This is a genomic window from bacterium SCSIO 12643 (assembly GCA_024398135.1).
GTDB lineage: Bacteria > Bacteroidota > Bacteroidia > Flavobacteriales_G > Salibacteraceae > CAJXZP01.
In genome coordinates this window covers 56,429-75,921 of the sequence record CP073750.1, presented here as the reverse complement: position 1 = coordinate 75,921, position 19,493 = coordinate 56,429, and the positions used below count along the sequence as shown (strand labels likewise).

Below are 19,493 nucleotides of genomic sequence, written 5' to 3'. Positions count from 1 at the left end.
TGATGAAATAAAATAACAATGAAAGCTTAATTAAAATCAATAATGAAAAAAATTATAATGATTGGTTTCTTGTTGAGTTTCTGTGTCGTGGGATGGTCTCAAACCATTACCATTAAAGATAAAGAAACCGGGGAACCATTAGAGCTGGTCACATTGGCCAGCGAATCGCCCAAAGCATTTGCCACAACAAATGCTTCCGGGCAAGCTGATATATCAGCATTTAAAGGAGCTACAGAAATTGAAATCAGGTCACTTGGATATAAAACAGAAACCTGGAGTTTTGAGGATCTAAAGTCTCGAAACTTTGAAATTGTTTTAGAAGAAACCAACCTGAGTTTAAATGAATCTGTGGTTTCTGCAACGAGGTGGCGACAATCTACCTCAAATATTCCTGAGAAGATTATTTCGATCTCCAGTAAAGAAGTCGCATTGCAAAATCCGCAAACCGCAGCAGATTTACTTGGAATTTCAGGAAAAGTATTCGTTCAAAAAAGTCAGCAAGGAGGAGGAAGCCCTATGATTAGAGGTTTTGCGACCAATAGACTTTTGTATACCGTTGATGGTGTACGGATGAATACAGCCATTTTTCGTGGCGGAAATATCCAGAACGTGATTAACATTGATCCGTTTGCTGTGGCCAATACCGAAGTGCTATTCGGACCAGAATCTGTAATTTATGGGAGTGACGCCATTGGAGGTGTGATGGGATTTCAAACATTGAAACCTCAATTATCTTTAAATGGAAAACCGTTTGTTTCAGGAAAGGTGAATACCAGATATTCTTCTGCGAACAAAGAAAAAACGGGTCACTTTGATGTAAATATAGGATGGAATAAGTGGTCTTTGGTGACTAGTTTTAGTTCATGGGATTATGACCATTTACGTCAGGGAAACCACGGACCGGATGATTATTTAAAGCCGTATTATGTCGAAAGACAAGATTCCATCGATCATGTAGTCACTCAGTCAGATCAATTGCTTCAGGTACCCACGGCATATTCACAGATGAATTTCATGCAGAAGGTTCGTTTTAAACCTAATGCCAACTGGGATTTTGTCTATGGATATCATTATTCGGAGACCTCGTCTTATGGACGTTATGATCGACATAATCGAGTGAGAAACGGGCTGCCTAGATATGCGGTTTGGGATTATGGACCACAAAAGTGGATGATGAATAATTTGAATGTAATATATCAAGGAAATAAGAAGGCTTTTGATATCATGACTGTGCGATTGGCGCAACAACAGTTTAAAGAGAGTAGAATCACCAGAAACTTTAATAAAGTCGATCAGAGCACAAATACGGAGAAGGTAAATGCGTATTCTGTAAATCTGGATTTTATTAAGTCAATGGGGAAACGTCATTCTGTTTTCTATGGAGCGGAATATGTTTTAAATGATGTCAAATCTGAAGGTGTGAGTTTGGATATTACAACAGGAATTGAGCAAAAGGATGCTTCCAGATATCCGCAAGCCCAATGGATGTCGATTGCGGCATATGTAAATGATGAATTCAAGGTGAATCCGAAACTAACGTTACAAACCGGAGTACGCTATAATCAGTATATGTTAGAAGCAGATTATAGACAAAATCAGGCTTTTTATCCATTGCCATTTGAGGAATCAAGCAGTAGCAATGGCGCAATAACCGGAAGTTTTGGAGGAGTGTATCGGCCAACCGATACATGGGTGTTTAAAACCAATTTTGGGACTGCCTTTAGAGCGCCAAATGTGGATGATATAGGTAAAGTGTTTGATTCCGAACCCGGAGCAGTTACAGTGCCTAATCCCAATTTAGAAGCAGAATATGCCTATAATTTGGACATTGGTATGGCTAAGGTTTTTGCGGGGATATTAAAGATCGATCTAACCGGGTATTTTACGCGTCTAGAGAATGCTATGGTACGTAGAAATTACCAAATCAATGGACAGGATAGTATCATGTACGATGGAGAATTAAGTCAGGTTCAAGCTATCCAAAATGCTGCGGTAGCCAATGTTTATGGGGTTCAGTTTGGATTGGAATTAAAACTACCGGAAGGTTTTAGCTTTTCTACTGACTTGAATTTTCAAGAAGGTAAGGAAGAATTGGATGATGGTAGTATAAGTCCCTCCAGACATGCGGCACCATTTTTCGGAATTTCCAGATTAACATATCATGTAGATAAGCTCAATATTCAGTTCTACATGAATTATCAGGGCGAAAGAAAATTTGCAGATTTAGCAGTTGAAGAGCGGAATAAAGATGAAATCTATGCAAAAGATGCAGATGGTAACAATTATTCTCCATCCTGGTATACCCTGAATTTGAAAGTGAAATATCAGCTTTCAAAAGCATTTTGGGTAAGCACGGGGATAGAGAATATTACGGATCAACGTTATCGACCGTATAGTTCCGGAGTATCAGCGGCTGGCCGAAATTTCATTCTATCACTCAATGCCAGGTTTTAAAAAAAACAAGGAAGAAACAGCGGACTTGGGTTCGCTGTTTTTTTTGAATGATAATAAAAGTTAAAAAACAATTTACCCCATACTATACCTTGGAAAACCCGTTGAAAACTAGCGGAACTGAATGCTACTATTTATCCTACGTTTTTAAACTTTATTTTTACTTTACACAAAATCAATGACCATGACTTTAAAGAAAAACTTAACACACTTCCTGCTGATTATTAGTGTATTATTTGTTCACTCTTGCTCCGATAAAAAGAATGAAGTCAAACAAGTAGATCCAGCGTTTAGTCAATACGTTTCCGGGTTTACTTCAGGAGTTATTTCGAAGAAGTCCGAGTTTGTGATTCGATTGGCAGAACCTAGTAAACATTTCACCGAAATGAATGGAGAAGTCAAGGAGGAGTTATTTGATTTTTCACCATCTGTGGACGGAAAAACCTATTGGAGAGATCAGCAAACCGTGGTTTTTATCCCGGATGGTTATTTAGAGTCAGGAATCACATATGATATAGAATTTGAGTTGGGAAAGGTCGCTGATGTAAAACCGAACTTTGAGGTATTTGAGTTTTCTGTAGTAACCAAAACACAGAGTTTTACGGTAAACATCGATGGAATTACAACTTACGAAACTCAAAAGCTAGAATGGAATAAGTTTTCCGGGAATATCAGAACAGCTGATTTTTTGGATGATGGAGAAGCGGAGAAATTATTAAAGATTACCCAAAATGCAGAAGCATTTGAAATCCATTGGATGCATGATGCTGCAGGGACGCTGCATGAATTTTATGTGGATAGTGTAGAACGTAAAGTGGATGCGCAGATACTATTCTTGGAATGGGACGGAGATGAGGCTGGAATTGAAATCTCGGGAGAATTGGAATATGAAATCCCATCGTTGAATGATTTTAAACTCATGGAAGTGAGTGTGGTGCAACAACCAGAACAACATGTGAAATTGAGTTTTTCTGACCCGTTAAAAGTCCCGCAGGACTTAAATGGACTGATTCGATTACAGGATTATAACAACTTTAAATTTGAGATTTCAGGAAACATTGTCAAAGCATATCCGAAGAAACGACTTTCCGGTGTAAGATATCTGATGGTTGAAACGGAGATTAAGAATGCAGTAGACTATAATCTCCAACCTGTAGATAAATACGAAATAGAATTTATTGAAGTAAAACCTTTAGTGAGAATCAATGGAGAAGGCGTCATATTACCCTCAACAGACGGATTAATATTTCCATTTGAAGCGGTGAATTTGAGTGCGGTTGATGTGAAAATTACAAGGATATTTGAGAACAACATTTTGCAATTCTTGCAAACAAATAATCTCAATGGTTCATATCAAATGTCCAGAGTCGGAAAAACTGTATTGCGTAAGAAAGTCAATTTAACCAGTGAACAACCTATTGATTATGGTGTATGGAATAATTTTTCATTGGATTTATCAGAGTTGATTCAGGCTGAACCAGGGGCGATATACCGCGTGAGTTTAAGTTTTAAAAAGAGTTACTCTCTCTATCCATGTGAAGAAGTGCAAGATGAATTGGATGATGAAGAACTATCAGACAGTTGGGATGAAGAAGTACGTTACGATGAATGGGGATATTATGACGAATATGACTATGATTACGGGTATTATGATTACGACTGGAATGAAAGAGACAATCCATGTAACAGAGCATATTACAGAACACATCGAGGAGTCAGTAAGAATATTCTGGCCAGTAATATCGGGTTAATTGTAAAGTCAGGAAAAGACAAAAAGCTATTGATAGCAGTGAATGATCTTCGAACGGCTCAATCTTTATCCGGAGTTGAATTAGATATTTACAATTACCAAAATCAAAAGATTGGAACTACAACATCCTCATCGGATGGATTGGTATGGATTGACTTAACCGAAAAACCTTTTTTGCTGGTGGCATCCAAAGGAAGCGAAAAAGGGTATTTAAAATTAGATGATGGAGTATCTCTTTCTATGAGCCATTTTGATGTGAGTGGACAAGTGATTCAGGATGGGATTAAAGGATATATCTTCGGTGAACGAGGGGTTTGGAGACCAGGAGATACCTTATTCCTGAATTTCATTTTAGAAGATGAAAATGATGTATTGCCAAAAGGACATCCGGTGAAATTAGAGTTGATTGATCCGAGAGGACAATTAAAGAAGAGAATCGTAAAAAAGGATGGACTGAATGATTTCTATCATTTTAAAGTAATTACTGATCCTGAAGATTTAACAGGTTCCTGGTTGGCTAAGATTAAAGTGGGAGGAGCCACATTTAGCAAGTATATCAGAATAGAAACCGTTAAACCGAATCGTCTTAAAATCAAATACACATTTGATAATGAGATTTTAACCGTAAACCAATCCGACAATAGAGGAGAGCTTGCAGTACAATGGTTACATGGAGCTACCGCAAAGAATTTAAAGGCAAAAATTGCGGTGACATTATCTCCCGGAATTACTGCTTTTGAAAAATATTCGGAGTATCAATTCAGAGACATCGCTAAACGATATACCCCGAGTGAACAAGTCATTTTTGATGGTAAAATTGATAATGAGGGAAAAGCCATTATTCAACCGGATATCAAAGTCATGGATGCAGCCCCAGGAATGTTACGTGCGAGTTTTGTGACCCGAGTGTTTGAGGAAGGAGGGGATTATAGTATTGATCGATTTACAATGCCTTATTCGCCATTTAAACGTTATGTTGGTGTAAAACTCCCAAAGCCAAAATCTAATGCTACATATTATACGGACTCTACCTATTATGCTGATGTAAGAACTGTAAATGAGTATGGGGAACCAGTAGACATATCTGGGTTGGAAGTTAGAATTTACAAGCTATCCTGGCGTTGGTGGTGGGATGTTTCTCATGAATACCTGGCAAACTATACCGGAAACTCGTATAAAAATCTGGTTTCAAAAACAGTGATACATACCAAAAATGGCAAAGGGAAAATTCCGATTCAAATTGAATATCCGGATTGGGGAAGATATCTGGTTCGTGTGATTGATCGAGATGGTGGACATAGTACAGGAACCATATTCTATGTAGATTGGCCAGCCTGGGTGAATCGTGGAAACCGGGAAAATCCCGGAGGCGCTTCTGTATTGAGTTTCTCAACGAATAAGGATTCGTATAAAGTGGGAGAAGAAGCTAAGATTGTGGTCCCAACCAGTGCAAGTGGACGTGCATTAGTGACCATTGAAAACGGAACGAAAGTGATCGATGCGCAATGGCTGGAAGTATCAGGTGGAGAATTACATCATACCATTAAAATTACTCCTGAAATGGCACCTAATGCTTATGTCAGCGTCACATTGGTGCAGCCTCATGCCCATGAAAATAACCTTCCAATTCGTATGTATGGCGTGATGCCAATTGAAGTAGAAGACCCGGATACGAAGTTGGAACCAATCATAGAAATGCCGGATGAATTGGCGCCTGAAACGGACCTGAAAATCTCTATTAAAGAGAAAGAAGGTAAACCAATGACCTATGTAGTGGCAATGGTTGATGAGGGCCTCTTAGATTTAACACGATTCAAAACGCCAAAACCACATGCAAATTTCTATGCGAGAGAAGCATTAGGTGTGAAAACCTGGGATATGTATGATGAGGTGATTGGCGCATACGGAGGAGAGATTGAGCGTATTTTAAGTATTGGTGGAGATGAAGGAATGAATAATTCTGACAAAGACAAAGTCAACCGATTCAAACCGATGGTTAAGTTTATTGGACCATTTGAATTGAAATCGGGAGATGAAAATGAGCATGTGATTTCTATTCCGAATTATGTGGGATCGGTGCGTACCATGGTGATTGCTGCTGAAGATCAGCGATACGGAAGTGCGGAGAAAACAACTCCGGTTAAAAAGCCATTGATGGTATTGGCCACATTACCAAGAGTTTTAGGTCCGGGAGAGAAAGTAAAACTCCCAGTTACCGTTTTTGCGATGGACAAAAAGGTGAAAAAGGTAAAAGTGAAGGTAAAAGCCAATGGAATGTTTAAATCGGACTATGTCAAAGAAAAAATGATCACATTCACACAACCTGATGATCAGGTGGTCACCTTTGATCTGGAGGTTTTAGAGAAGATTGGGAAAGGAACGGTGCATGTTGAGGTTTCGGGAGCGGGAGAAAAGGCAAGTTATGATATAGAACTGGCTGTACGAAATCCAAACCCACCAATGACGAAATACATTGATGCAGTCGTATATGGAGGGAAAACATGGCAAACAGGATATCAGTTGTTTGGAGTAGAAGGGACCAACTCAGCTACTCTGGAATTATCCAATATGCCACCAGTTGATTTTGAACGCAGATTGAAATATCTGCTAGACTATCCGCATGGATGTGTAGAACAAACCACTTCCAGAGCATTCCCACAGTTGTACTTAAAAGATGTAATGGATCCCGGAACAGATCAAAGAGCGTTTGAGCGAGCCAGTGAAAATGTGAAAGCCGCATTAGATCGATTGAGATTATTCCAAAATTCAGAAGGTGGTTTTGGTTTTTGGCCTGGGGCAATCCGCTCAAGCGATTGGGGGTCTACTTATGTGGGGCATTTTATTCTGGAATCTGAAGCCAAAGGGTATGTGATTCCATCCGGTATGAAAGACAAATGGATTTCATATCAAAAACGTGCTGCGAACGGCTACAATCCATATTCATTGACTTCTTATCGTGGAACACATTGGAGAAGGTATTTGGATATGGCGCAAGCTTATCGACTATATACTTTAGCATTAGCAGGATCACCTGAAATGGGTGCTATGAATCGTCTTAAAGCCAAACATGATTTGGACGATACTGGACTTTGGAGATTGGCTACCGCTTATTATTTAGCAGGTCAAAAGCAAATTGCAGAAGATATGGTGGCTGGCTTGAGTACCTATGTGGGTACTAATGGGAATTATACCAATAGCTACACTTATGGTTCGGTTGATCGGGATCAGGCGATGATTTTAGAGTCTATGAGTATTATGGGTAAAAAGAAAGAAGCTTTGACTTTAAGTAAAAAGATCTCAAACTCTTTGACTGATAAAAGGTGGATGAGTACGCAGACTACCGCTTATTGTTTGATGGCGATGGTAAAGTTTGCCGGAGAAAATGGAATTTCGAAAGAAATGAAATTTGCGTTCAATATCAATAACAAACAGAAAGATCAAATGACTTCTATTTTACCGCTGAAAATGATTGATATAGAGACACACAAACCTATATCAGATTCAGGAAGTATTGAGTTGGAAAATAGAGGGAAAGGTTTGATGTATGCGAGAGTAGTAATTACAGGAACGCCTACAAGAGGAGAAGAAGCTGCAGCTGAGAATAACTTGAAGATTCAAGTGAAATATACCAATATGCAAGGCGAAGAAATTGATGTGTCACGTTTAGAACAAGGAACGGATTTTATGGCAGAAGTGCAGATAACTAATCCAAATGCACATGAATATGTAAATGATCTGGCGTTGACACAGATTTTCCCATCAGGGTGGGAGATTCACAATACCAGAATGGATGAAGGCCCGAATGTTCATGAAGCAGATGTTCCGGAATATCAGGATATTCGTGATGATCGTGTGTATACATACTTTAGTCTGAGCCGTTTTTCGAGTTACAATAATCATCATACCAAAACATTTAGAATTCTGTTGAATGCCGCTTATTTGGGAGAGTATTATCTCCCAGCAGTGAAAGCGGAATCGATGTATGACAATAGAATTAATGCCAATGAGGCTGGACAATGGGTGAAGGTGGTGAAACCGGGAGAGCAATAGAATAAGTGCGAAGATTCAAAATAGGCTTGAAATGGGGAGCAGGAATGATCTTGCTCCTGATTTTACTATCCAGATTTGTTATTCCAAATCCTGAATTTAAATCACCTACATCTACCATTTTGGAAGATTCTACAGGTGTTTTAATCGGTGCCAGAATTGCGAATGATGGTCAATGGAGATTTCCTGCGATGGAGGAGGTTCCCGAAAAGTTTGAAAAGTGTATTTTACTCTTTGAAGATCAATATTTCTATGCGCATCCAGGGATAAATCCTTTTTCAATATACAGAGCCATTAAAGTCAACGCAAAAGCAGGAAAGATCAGGCAAGGTGGAAGTACGCTCACCATGCAGGTAGCCAGAATGCTCCGAGAAAATAAGTCCAGAACGATGTCTCAAAAGCTAATCGAATTGTTTTGGACATTGCATTTGGAAATCAATTATAGTAAGTCTGAAATCTTAAATCTGTATGCTTCAAATGCGCCCTTTGGTGGAAATGTGGTAGGATTAGATGCCGCAGCCTGGAGATACTACAATCGATCTGCTGATGATTTATCCTGGGCAGAAATGGCGGCTTTAGCCGTGTTGCCGAATGCTCCGGCATTAATTTACCCAGGCAAGAATTCTGAAATTTTAAGAGCGAAAAGAGATCGTTTGCTAAAGAAACTGCAAAAGGAAGGATATCTCACCGAGGAGAATTTGGAATTGGCGTTATTGGAAAGTTTGCCGGGTAAACCATATCCTTTACCTCAATATGCCAATCACCTGTTGGATCGTGCATTTGAGCAAAAGAATGGAGAAAGAGTACAAACCGATATTTCTGCGCATTTGCAAAAGTCTGCACAGAATGTTCTGAATAGCTATGTAAAACAATATCAATATAATGATATTTATAACGGAGCTATTCTGATTCTCGAACCAAAGACAGGGCGCATAGTGGCTTATGTGGGTAATGCGACCACCGCTAAAAAACATGGAAATGATGTAGATGTGATCAAAGCTCCACGAAGTACCGGAAGTTTATTAAAACCATTCCTGTATGCTACGATGTTAAGTCAGGGAGAACTACTGCCTAAAATGTTGGTTGCGGATATACCCACATACTTTTCAGGTTATTCTCCAAAGAACTTTTACATGACATTTGATGGAGCCGTACCTGCCGATGAAGCTTTATCTCGCTCTTTGAATGTTCCATTTGTAAGATTGCTAAAGCAACATGGAGTAGATCGATTTTATAATGACTTAACTGCAATGGGAATGCGTTCATTAGTATATAATTCTGATCATTATGGACTGTCTTTGATTTTAGGTGGAGCCGAAGGAAAACTTATTGAAATGACGAGTATGTATGCCGGAATGGTAAGGCGTTTACAGCATTATAATAAAACGGGAACCTATTCACGCTCTAATATGTATCTCAGTAGTCATTTTAAGCAAATACCCAATAAGGAGGAAGTAGGAGCAGATCGCCTGAGTGCAGCTGCGATTTACGAAACATTTGAAGCGTTAACGGAAGTAAATCGACCGATAAGTCGAACGGGGTGGAAGTCATTTGGTTCGTCTCGTAAAATTGCCTGGAAAACGGGAACCAGCTTTGGAAATAAAGATGCCTGGGCTATTGGAGTGACGCCAAATTATGTGGTCGGGGTCTGGATAGGAAACGCAGACGGGGAAGGGCGAGCATCTCTGACAGGCTCCGGTTATGCTGCTCCGGTGATGTTTGATGTATTTGATCATTTAAAGGATACGGTTTGGTTTGAACAACCTGTTTCTGATTATCAGGAGACCAGAGTTTGTGCGATAAGTGGACATAAAGCTTCACAAGACTGTGATCTGGTGGATACTGTTTTAATTCCAAATGTGATTCAAAACACCAAAGTGTGTCCATATCACATTAAAGTACATGTGGATATGCAAGAGCAATACCGGGTGAATATGAATTGTGAATCGGCAGATCGGATTTTACATAAAAGCTGGTTTGTGCTTCCTCCGGTTCAAGAATGGTTTTACAAAATCAAATCGCCATTATACAAACCATTGCCACCCATCCGACCGGACTGCGAAGCGGCTGATGACCATTTAATGGATTTTATTTACCCTAAATTCCCTAACAAAATTTTTATTCCTAAAGAATTATCCGGTCAAAAGGGTAGAGCTGTTTTTGAATTGGTGCATCGACATCCTAAACTTAAAGTTTACTGGCACCTGGATGGTAATTATATTGGGGTGACGCAGGATTTTCATCAATTAGAAATCATTGCATCAGCAGGAACACATGTTTTAGTGGTTGTGGACGAAAACGGTAATGAATTGGTTAAAAAGTTTGAAGTGTTGGAATAATTAAAGAAAATTAAGAATTCTATACCATTCTTTTAAAACACTGGCTCTATTTATAATTCTAAATTTGCACCCGTATGAAAAAAACATTTTCGTACCCTAAACAATCAATTGAGAATTAAGATGAGTAAATCTACTACCAGTATATCCAATGTATTTAAAACTATAGTATGGCCCAGACGAAAGCTTTTGTTTGTGGGGCTGATATTAATTGTCATCAGCCGATTGGCCAGTTTAGTATTACCAGGTGCTTCCAAGTATTTAATTGATGACGTGGTAGTGAATAAAGATATTGATATGCTGTGGACGGTGCTTATGGTTGTAGTCGCATCGATTATTGTCCAGGCGATCACTTCATTTCTATTAACGAGATTACTAAGTGTAGAAGCGCAATTTTTGATTGCGGAACTGAGAGTTAAAGTACAGAAGAAAGTTTTGGGACTGCCTATTAATTTCTTTGATAACAGTAAGTCAGGAGAATTGGTTTCCAGAATTATGACAGATGTTGAAGGAGTGCGAAATCTGGTAGGTACTGGTTTGGTTCAAATGGTAGGCGGATCATTAACCGCAGTGGCTTCCTTGTTTTTATTGATTAGAATTAGCCCTAAAATGACCGCATATGTTTTGATTCCGGTATCCATTTTTGCCTTTGTGGCCATGAAAGCATTCAGTTTTATTCGCCCAATTTTTAGAGAGCGAGGAAAGATTAATGCAGAGGTGACCGGTCGTTTGACGGAGACCTTAAATGGGGTAAGAGTGATTAAAGGATTTAATGCCGAAGCACAAGAAATTAAGACGTTCCAGTCAGGAGTAGAGCGCTTATATCATAATATTAAGAAGAGTTTGACCTCAACCGCTTTGGTGACTAGTTCTGCCACTTTATTATTGGGTTTGGCATCCGCAGGAATTATGGGACTGGGAGGTTATAAAATGATAGATGGATCATTGACTTTTGGTGACTTCTTATCCTTTACGATTTATCTGGGGTTTATGATTACTCCTTTGGTGCAAATGAGCAATATCGGAAGTCAATTAACAGAGGGTTTTGCGGGATTAGATCGTACAGAAGAGTTAATGAATTTAACTGAAGAACATGATTTAACTGATCGTACGATTGAATTGAAAAACGTTAAAGGAGATATTAGATTCGAGAACGTCACATTTTCTTATGAAGAAGATAAAGAGGTTTTACATGGGGTGGATATTGACGCACCAAGTGGAACAGTTACAGCTTTGGTGGGGTCTTCAGGTTCGGGTAAAAGTACGATTGCCGGGTTGGTTTCTTCATTTATGAATCCGGAATCCGGAAAAGTAACGATTGATGGTAACGACCTTTCAAAAGTCACCTTAGCAAGTTATCGAGCCAATTTAGGAGTTGTATTGCAAGATGATTTCCTTTTTGAAGGAACGATTCGAGAAAATATCATTTTCCCACGTCCACATGCCACTGAAGTGCAAATTCAAAAAGCGGTTGAGGCCGCATATGTAAGTGAATTTACCAATAGATTCGAAGATGGACTGGAAACGGTGATCGGAGAGAGAGGGGTGAAATTATCCGGTGGTCAAAGACAACGTATTGCTATTGCCAGAGCCGTATTGGCTGATCCAAAAATCCTGATTCTGGATGAAGCGACTTCAAATTTGGATACCGAAAGTGAAAGCATGATTCAGGATAGTTTAACTGAATTGATGAAGGGGAGAACCACATTTGTGATTGCACACAGATTAAGTACAATTCGTCAGGCAGATCAGATTCTGGTTGTAGAGCAAGGAAAGATAGAAGAACGAGGAACCCATGATGAGTTGATCGAACTAAAAGGTAGATATCATAAATTGTTCACGTATCAAGCAAGAATATAAAAGGACTTAAAACAAAAAAGATCGCCAGGTTTTAGCGATCTTTTCTTGAGCCCTGATTAACTTAAAACTATTAACTAACTATGAAATAAAATTTCGTATCGAGTATTAAGTTCTTCGTCTAGTTTATCTATTTTAAAATACAATAAATAAACTACTTACTAAACGTAAAAGCGGTTAAAATAGTTGCCTTAAATTGAAAATAAGTTAAAATAATAATTGGATTGGTAGGTGATCAGCCAAATAAATGCCGCGTTATATAAAGAGAAGTGCCAATTTAATGTCGGAATATTCATAAGCGCCTTTAAGCGTATTATACAGAACTCCGAGTTTTAAAGGCTCATCCGGTTTTTTGTTTTTCATTACTTTTTGATGAGCTTCTTTAATCACTTTTAAATCTTTCGCATTGGGTTTAAATTGACTTAAATCCAGCTTCGGATATTCAGCTTTTAACTTAATCAGATGTGTGATAATCGAACTCACACCCAAACCTCTTTCTTCAGCAATTTCAAGGATATTTAAGCCCTTTTCAACCAATTCTTTGGTTTGCTCATAAGTAGACTTCTTAAAAGCTTTTTGTTTTTGCTTTCTGGCTTCTCGTTCAATTTCCTTTGGATCGGTTAGTCCACCACACCATTCCATGAATTCTTTAGCGTTTTGTTCCAGTTTGGAAGACTCAATAAAACGAATTTCATTTTCACCAGATAATTCCAAAAAGCGTTTATCCGCTTTAAGTGCCAGAGGTTCTACTTCGATTGCTGTGGGATTAAACCCTAATAGTTTTAGATTGTCCAGCTCTTTTAATCGAGATAAAGCCACATAACCCTGACCTTTTTCAAAGGTTTTACTCAAATCTATTTCTGCCGCATCCAAGGTCATTCCCTGACTTTTATGTACGGTAATGGCCCAGGCTAATCTTAAAGGAACTTGTTCGTATTTGGCTAGTGATTTTCCACCATCGTCATCAATGCTCCATGAATCATGTACTGCTGTTATTTTTTTCCCATTAAGCAATCGAACGATTGGGAAACCAATTTCAGAATCAAAATCAACCACTTCTCCTAAAGAACCATTGATATACCCTAAATCCGGATTGTTTTTGACAAACATCACCTTAGCTCCAATTTTTAGATCAATCACTTCTGAAGCCTGAACTGATTTTTTGAACGTTTCCAGTATTTTAGGATTCCCCTGTGTTTTGGCTTTGAATATTTTGGTTTTCCCTGTAAGCTGGCTTAGTTCAGCTTTATTGATTCTATCTACATCCACATTATGGGTATAAAGCTTGGTGGGTTCCCAATTGTCTTTTAACACAGTATGTGCTGCATTTTCTAAGTGTAGGATCGAATTTCGAGAAACCTCACCGGACCGAATCTCATTTAAGATGCTATTCAAAGAGTTATTGCTTTGTCTATATTGCTCTGTAAGGTAGCAAACCTTTAAATCGGCTTCTACCCATGCAGCCGACATAAATGCAAAGCGCTCACGGATTGGTGTATCTCCAATAGGAGGGAGCTGAAAAAAATCTCCGGCAAAAATTACCTGAATATCACCAAAAGCACTTTGTGTGTTTTTAAAGTGTTTGAGGACCATATTCACCATATCGAGCTGATTTCTGTGTAACATAGAAATTTCATCAATGATGAGCACTTTTACTTTTTCCAGATTCTTTTTTAGATACTTTTTAGTATCCATGTTTCTTAGATCAGCAGGACTTAAATGATCTTTGATCCCAATACCACTCCAGGAATGTATGGTATTTCCATTCATATGTGTAGCTGCAATACCGGTAGAGGCTGTTACTGCCACACGTACTTTTCTGGATTTCAGATATTCAATATACTGATTTAAAACATAGGTTTTTCCAGCTCCGGCAGATCCGGTAAGAAATACGTTTTCTCCTGATTTAAGTATGTCCAGTGCCTGCGATTGCTTCATATGTGATGAAATTGAAGTTTCAAAAGTAGGTTAAAACCAAAGTGAATGAAACCATAAATTGAAAGGCTTTTTGCCGCTGTTTATAAGTCGTATTTAAGTAATTCAGTATATGGGTTTTCAGGAAGTTTTAGTCTTTACGATATAAATAAACCATTTCGGCCTGGCATCCCTCATATGTGACTTCCAATTCTTTTTCAGCAGTCCATCCGGGCAAATCAAATTGATGGGTCACAATACGCGCACCATGAGGGAGTTCGTTCTCCAGCTTTTCAGAGATCGCGCCTAACATGGTTCTGGTTAAATAAATAATTACCGTATTGGCTTTAGATAAATCCGCATCGTACATACTTTTGTTTATGATTTCTATACGATTACTTAATTCAGCATCAGCAACATTTTTTCTGGCAATTTCGGTAATCTCTGAAGATATTTCATACCCAATTCCTTTTACATCAGCCATTTCACAAGCCATAATCAAACTCCTGGCATCACCTACACCCATATCGATCAGTATATCTCCATCTTGAAGTTCCAGAAGTTCCAGTTTATATCTGACAAGTTTTTTAGGGGTGAGTACATACGGGTCGTTGGTTTTAAGAAAGGAGTAGTTTTCCATGGAATTGAAATTTAGGTTATTAAAATAATAGTTTTATGGTTTATTCTTATTATCAAGTTTGAGGATATCAGAAATAACAATAATCATTAAAATTATAGCAGTTAAAATTGCGATTGGGAAAGTTAACATAAACAACCATCCAAATGCACCCCATATACAATTAGCTTCGTTACATGGCTGACCTGATATTGATTCTGAGATCAAAGCACCAATCATGCTTATAAGAATAGGACTTATCGCAAATGCTATCAATGAAATCAAAAGCAATGGAATTCTTACATAAACATGTTTGTTACTATGGATTATAACAGGCATAATAAATCATTATACTTTAGTGAGTTTAATTCTTCAACAAAATATATCCATTTAAAGACGTGGCAATGAGTAACCAGATAAAATAGGGGAATAAGAGAGTTGATTTTAATTTTAGTATAGGCCAGAAACTGAGTAGTAGATAACCTATTAGAATGGTCAGTGAGACTATAATTATTAGGGCTATTGATACCTGGTGGAAATGAAAAAATGCAGGATTCCACGATACGTTTAGGATCCATTGTCCGGCAAACAATAGGATAAGCAGTTTTTTGTTAGCCATTTGCGGCCATAAATATGACATATACAGCGCAAAACAAATCATGATGGATGTCCAGGCAAATCCAAACATCCAGCCCGGAGGTGTCCAGGGAGCTTTGTTTAAGCCAACGTACCAATCAGAAGGAACACCTTTGGCAGTAAATAAACTACCCAAAGCGAGTGCTGCGAAATTGAGTACTAAGAATATTAAGACTCTACCGATCATATTATTAATTGTCAGATACCTATAAAATTATGGTATTCCGATAGAATATGGTCTTAGATCCGGAAGAAAATTATGATTCTAAATGGGCTGTTGTCTCAGATATATGCTGATTATTTACAATTAAATTATGAATGGCATCCCAAAGAGCTATTCTTTGACTTAAAGATTGTTTTGCAACTTCGAGTGTTTCGCTCCATTTGGAATCATCACCCTGACAAAGCTCTGTGATCATTTGCAATGATAATGGACCATGTTCATCTCCATCCAGTTCAATATGTCTTTCCAGATAATATCGAAGCTTATTGTAATACTGGTTTTTTTGATCGGCACTTTTTAATATTTCCAGAAACATATCAGGAATCACATCTTCACGTCCAAATGTAAATGCACTGGCAATTAAATGTGGTTTTTGAGTCCCAATGATTTGAAAAGTGAACTTCACAAAATTCGCAACCTTACGGTCAATATCAATTTCGTTTAAAGCGTAATCAATGGATTGACTTGAAGTTATTGCCTGAATAAGTCCGTCTATTTCATTGGTGTTTGCTCCAATTTGATGCATGGCTTCCAAATACATTTCGAAATGACTTTGTGGTTCGCCCAATTCATTGAGATCACTTTCTTCTCCATGTACAATCTCATTAATGAATCTGGCCAATGTCGCATTTTGAGGAGGCAACCAGGGAGTGTTTACATATGTAAGCTTCATTTGAAGTGCTTTGAGCAAAGACATAAAGTCCCATACCGCATACACATGATTCTCCATAAATGTTTTGATATCCTCAATGCTGTTTAAAGCAGTATATAGTTTGTGCGTTCTTAATTCGGTACGTAAATCGGAAATTTCGTTTTCGATGTGTGCAATATGATCCATATGGTAAATACGTAACTATTTGGTTTGTAGTGATTGTTTATTGATTGAATTTGGTCGGTAAAACTAGGTTTTAGGACCTAATTGTAAAAGATCAATCACTTCAATTTTTGAGTTAATATTCGTACATAAGATGTATATGGTGAATTGAACTATTCCTTAATAAACTTAGCGTATTGATTATCGATCTGAATAATAAATATTCCAAGTTTTAAACTGCTAATATCAATTGTTTGATCTCCGTTTTTTAGTTTTAAATCGATTAATCTGGAACCTTTTGTATCAAAAATGGTCACATCATGAACAGCTTGTGATATTGAATAAATAGATATATTGAGAAAGTTTGTAGCTGGAGTAGGGTATAACTCAAACCCCTGATTTGGATTTGATTCATTTATTCCTACATTGTTGATAAGCATACAGGCCGAGGTATCTACACATCCAAACTCTGTGAGCTCTACAGCGTAGTTTCCACTTGCCGTTGCCGTAAAACTTATCGAAGTTTCATTTGTTATTGGGGTATAGTTATTATTACAATCTAACCATTGATAAGTCGCATTGGTATTATTAGCGGTAAGGGTATTTTGGTTTTGAGAAACCGAAATATCAGATACAGCATTAATGGTTAAATCTAATGAAATAATAGAGTCACATCCGGAAGCATTTGTGAGTGTGTACGTGGCATTATTATTTGAGGAGGTGTATGTAATTCCATCCATCCAGGTATAACTATCACACGCCACTTGTACATCAGTGCTATAAGAGTTAAAACAAGAAGAACCTAATTTGAGCATAAAAATATCCATCATACCATTTGAGGTGAGATAGTTTGAGTCTATCCCCGGATCAAAATCTACGGTATCCCAGAAATAACCTACCGCATAAATATTACCAGAATCACTTACGTCAATCGACCGGCATCCGTCAATTCCCCACCCACCAATTTGTTCAACCCATATAAAGTCACCGTTACTATCTAACTTTTGAATGAAAATGTCTTGAAATCCATTAGAGGTAAGGTTGTTAATCCCAGATCCAGGGTCAAAATCAACAGTAGCTTCGAAAAATCCAGAATTATAGATATTACCCATCTGGTCGACAGAAATAGAATACCCATATTCTTTATCTATTCCGCCCATACTTTTAACCCAAATAAAATTACCATTTACGTCCAGTTTCTGAATAAAAATATCATAATCACCATTGGAATTGAGATTAGTAATACCAACTCCAGGATCAAAATCGACCAGATCGACAAAAGCTCCGGTCGTATAAATATTTCCATTATGATCTATGGCTAGAGATGTACTAAAATCACCATATATTCCTCCAAAACTTTTTGCCCAAATGAAATCGCCATTTGCGTCCAATTTTTGGATAAAAATATCCGCATTACCATTTGAGGTAAGATTGCTTGTTCCATTCCCGGGATCAAAGTCAATAGTTCCTGCAAATATTCCTGTGGTATATAGATTACCACTAGGATCTACCTCTATATCGAAACCTCGATCGGTTCCGAAATCTCCCATGTGTTTGGCCCATAGGAAGTTTCCGCTGGGGTCTAATTTTTGGATGAATATATCCCGGGCTTGATTTGCAGTCAGATTGGTAGTTCCGACTCCAGGGTCAAAATCAACCATACCCTGAAAGCTTCCTGTAGTATAGACATTTCCAAAACTATCTACGTCTATAGATAATCCATCATCTGATTGCGTGGAACCTATTTGTCTGGCCCATAAGAAATCTCCGTTTTGGTCTAGTTTTAAAATAAAAATATCGTTAAATCCGTTTGACGTTAAATTTGAAGTTCCAGATCCTGGGTCAAAATCAACAACTCCGCTGAAACTTCCGGTAATATAAATGAATCCTAAATCATCTACGGCAATTGAGTGGCTAAAATCGTCAGTTGCTCCACCTAAATTTCTAAACCAAATGAGATTACCATTCGGATCTAGCTTTTGAATAAAAATATCCAGATGACCAAAACTTGAAGCATTAGCAACAGCTGGACCTGGGTCGAAATCAACAGTATCATTGAAAGAACCTGTAATATACATATTATCTTGATGGTCAACGGCCATCGAAAAACCGAAATCATTGTGTGTCCCTCCAACACTTTTGGCCCAGCTAAAAACTATATTTTGAGCGTATATAGGATGAATTTGATATAGACTAAATAAAACGAAGGCTAATAGTAAAGTTTTTCTTTTCATGGTATAGGTAATAAAATCAGATCAAAGACCCAGAAATTAATATAGTAGTTTTTGGTGTTGAAAATCAGTAACTAATATATGAATTTAGGGAGATAGGAGCAAATATGAAAAGTGGTTGGATTAAGGTGAAAAAAGCCCAACGTTATGATGAGCTTTGCGGTCCGGACGGGACTTGCTTCGACTTCGCTCAGCATATACTTCTCGTCCTATTAAAGTTTATTGCAAAAAAAAGAGTCTCATTTATTAATGAAACTCTTTTAATTTTAAGCGGTCCGGACGGGACTCGAACCCGTCCCCAAAGCTTTGGGGATGACAGGTAGATATTCTAGATTTCGTTTAGTGGAGATTTAATCAGATTTGCAATTTGTTGCTTTGAATATTTTTTAAGAACTTTTTCTCTTATCAAGGCTTTTGTTTTAGAATCAAAAGATTGAATAAATACAAGTTCCCAAGGACAAAAATGTTGAGTATATCTACTTTCTCCATTATTATGCTGTTTTAGACGATCATAAGGGGCTAATGAATAGCCTTTATAAAACTTTCCTGTTGAAATGCTTTGAATGATGTAAACGTAATGATTCATGAATTTAGGGCATAAAAAAAGCCCAACACTGT

The 19,493-nt window shown here is 37.8% G+C and carries 10 protein-coding genes; 4 read left to right on the top strand and 6 right to left on the bottom strand.

What is annotated here, in order from left to right:
* Positions 1-42 precede the first annotated feature (42 nt).
* From KFE94_00360 to KFE94_00345, 4 genes are all read left to right on the top strand, one after another.
* Positions 43-2,454: a TonB-dependent receptor gene (locus KFE94_00360; protein ID UTW66596.1), complete on the top strand. Its 2,412-nt coding sequence runs from the start codon at positions 43-45 to the stop codon at positions 2,452-2,454.
* A 181-nt stretch (positions 2,455-2,635) separates the two neighbouring features.
* Positions 2,636-8,251 carry a hypothetical protein gene (locus KFE94_00355; protein ID UTW66595.1) on the top strand — a complete coding sequence of 1,872 codons (5,616 nt, stop codon included), beginning with the start codon at positions 2,636-2,638 and terminating at the stop codon, positions 8,249-8,251.
* 44 nt (positions 8,252-8,295) lie between these two features.
* On the top strand, positions 8,296-10,587 hold the full coding sequence (gene pbpC / locus KFE94_00350; GenBank protein ID UTW68180.1) for a penicillin-binding protein 1C: 2,292 nt from the start codon (positions 8,296-8,298) through the stop codon (positions 10,585-10,587).
* Positions 10,588-10,707: 120 nt separating this feature from the next.
* The gene (locus KFE94_00345; GenBank protein ID UTW66594.1) at positions 10,708-12,444 is read left to right on the top strand and encodes an ABC transporter ATP-binding protein; all 1,737 of its coding nucleotides are present in this window, start codon (positions 10,708-10,710) and stop codon (positions 12,442-12,444) included.
* Positions 12,445-12,696: 252 nt separating this feature from the next.
* Here the strand turns inward: KFE94_00345 and KFE94_00340 are convergent, their stop codons facing one another.
* The 6 genes from KFE94_00340 to KFE94_00315 all read right to left on the bottom strand — a co-directional run bounded on the left by KFE94_00340 (position 12,697) and on the right by KFE94_00315 (position 19,461).
* The gene (locus KFE94_00340; GenBank protein UTW66593.1) at positions 12,697-14,379 is read right to left on the bottom strand and encodes an AAA family ATPase; all 1,683 of its coding nucleotides are present in this window, start codon (positions 14,377-14,379) and stop codon (positions 12,697-12,699) included.
* Between the two features lie 127 nt (positions 14,380-14,506).
* On the bottom strand, positions 14,507-14,995 hold the full coding sequence (locus tag KFE94_00335; protein ID UTW66592.1) for a class I SAM-dependent methyltransferase: 489 nt from the start codon (positions 14,993-14,995) through the stop codon (positions 14,507-14,509).
* A gap of 340 nt (positions 14,996-15,335) precedes the next feature.
* Positions 15,336-15,794: a tryptophan-rich sensory protein gene (locus KFE94_00330; GenBank protein ID UTW66591.1), complete on the bottom strand. Its 459-nt coding sequence runs from the start codon at positions 15,792-15,794 to the stop codon at positions 15,336-15,338.
* A 70-nt stretch (positions 15,795-15,864) separates the two neighbouring features.
* A complete protein-coding gene (locus KFE94_00325; protein ID UTW66590.1) occupies positions 15,865-16,668 on the bottom strand; it encodes a DUF3050 domain-containing protein in 804 nt (267 codons plus the stop codon).
* Positions 16,669-16,817: 149 nt separating this feature from the next.
* A complete protein-coding gene (locus KFE94_00320) occupies positions 16,818-18,878 on the bottom strand; it encodes an SBBP repeat-containing protein (protein ID UTW66589.1) in 2,061 nt (686 codons plus the stop codon).
* A gap of 325 nt (positions 18,879-19,203) precedes the next feature.
* Entirely contained in the window at positions 19,204-19,461 is a 258-nt protein-coding gene (locus KFE94_00315) for a GIY-YIG nuclease family protein (GenBank protein UTW66588.1), read from the bottom strand.
* Between the last annotated feature and the right edge of the window lie 32 nt (positions 19,462-19,493).

Coding starts and splice junctions, on each gene's coding strand:
- KFE94_00335 (UTW66592.1), bottom strand. CDS start 14,995: ATGGAAAACTACTCCTTTCTTAAAACCAACGACCCGTATGTACTCACC.
- KFE94_00320 (UTW66589.1), bottom strand. CDS start 18,878: ATGAAAAGAAAAACTTTACTATTAGCCTTCGTTTTATTTAGTCTATAT.
- pbpC (UTW68180.1), top strand. CDS start 8,296: ATGATCTTGCTCCTGATTTTACTATCCAGATTTGTTATTCCAAATCCT.
- KFE94_00330 (UTW66591.1), bottom strand. CDS start 15,794: ATGATCGGTAGAGTCTTAATATTCTTAGTACTCAATTTCGCAGCACTC.
- KFE94_00340 (UTW66593.1), bottom strand. CDS start 14,379: ATGAAGCAATCGCAGGCACTGGACATACTTAAATCAGGAGAAAACGTA.
- KFE94_00355 (UTW66595.1), top strand. CDS start 2,636: ATGACTTTAAAGAAAAACTTAACACACTTCCTGCTGATTATTAGTGTA.
- KFE94_00325 (UTW66590.1), bottom strand. CDS start 16,668: ATGGATCATATTGCACACATCGAAAACGAAATTTCCGATTTACGTACC.
- KFE94_00345 (UTW66594.1), top strand. CDS start 10,708: ATGAGTAAATCTACTACCAGTATATCCAATGTATTTAAAACTATAGTA.
- KFE94_00360 (UTW66596.1), top strand. CDS start 43: ATGAAAAAAATTATAATGATTGGTTTCTTGTTGAGTTTCTGTGTCGTG.
- KFE94_00315 (UTW66588.1), bottom strand. CDS start 19,461: ATGAATCATTACGTTTACATCATTCAAAGCATTTCAACAGGAAAGTTT.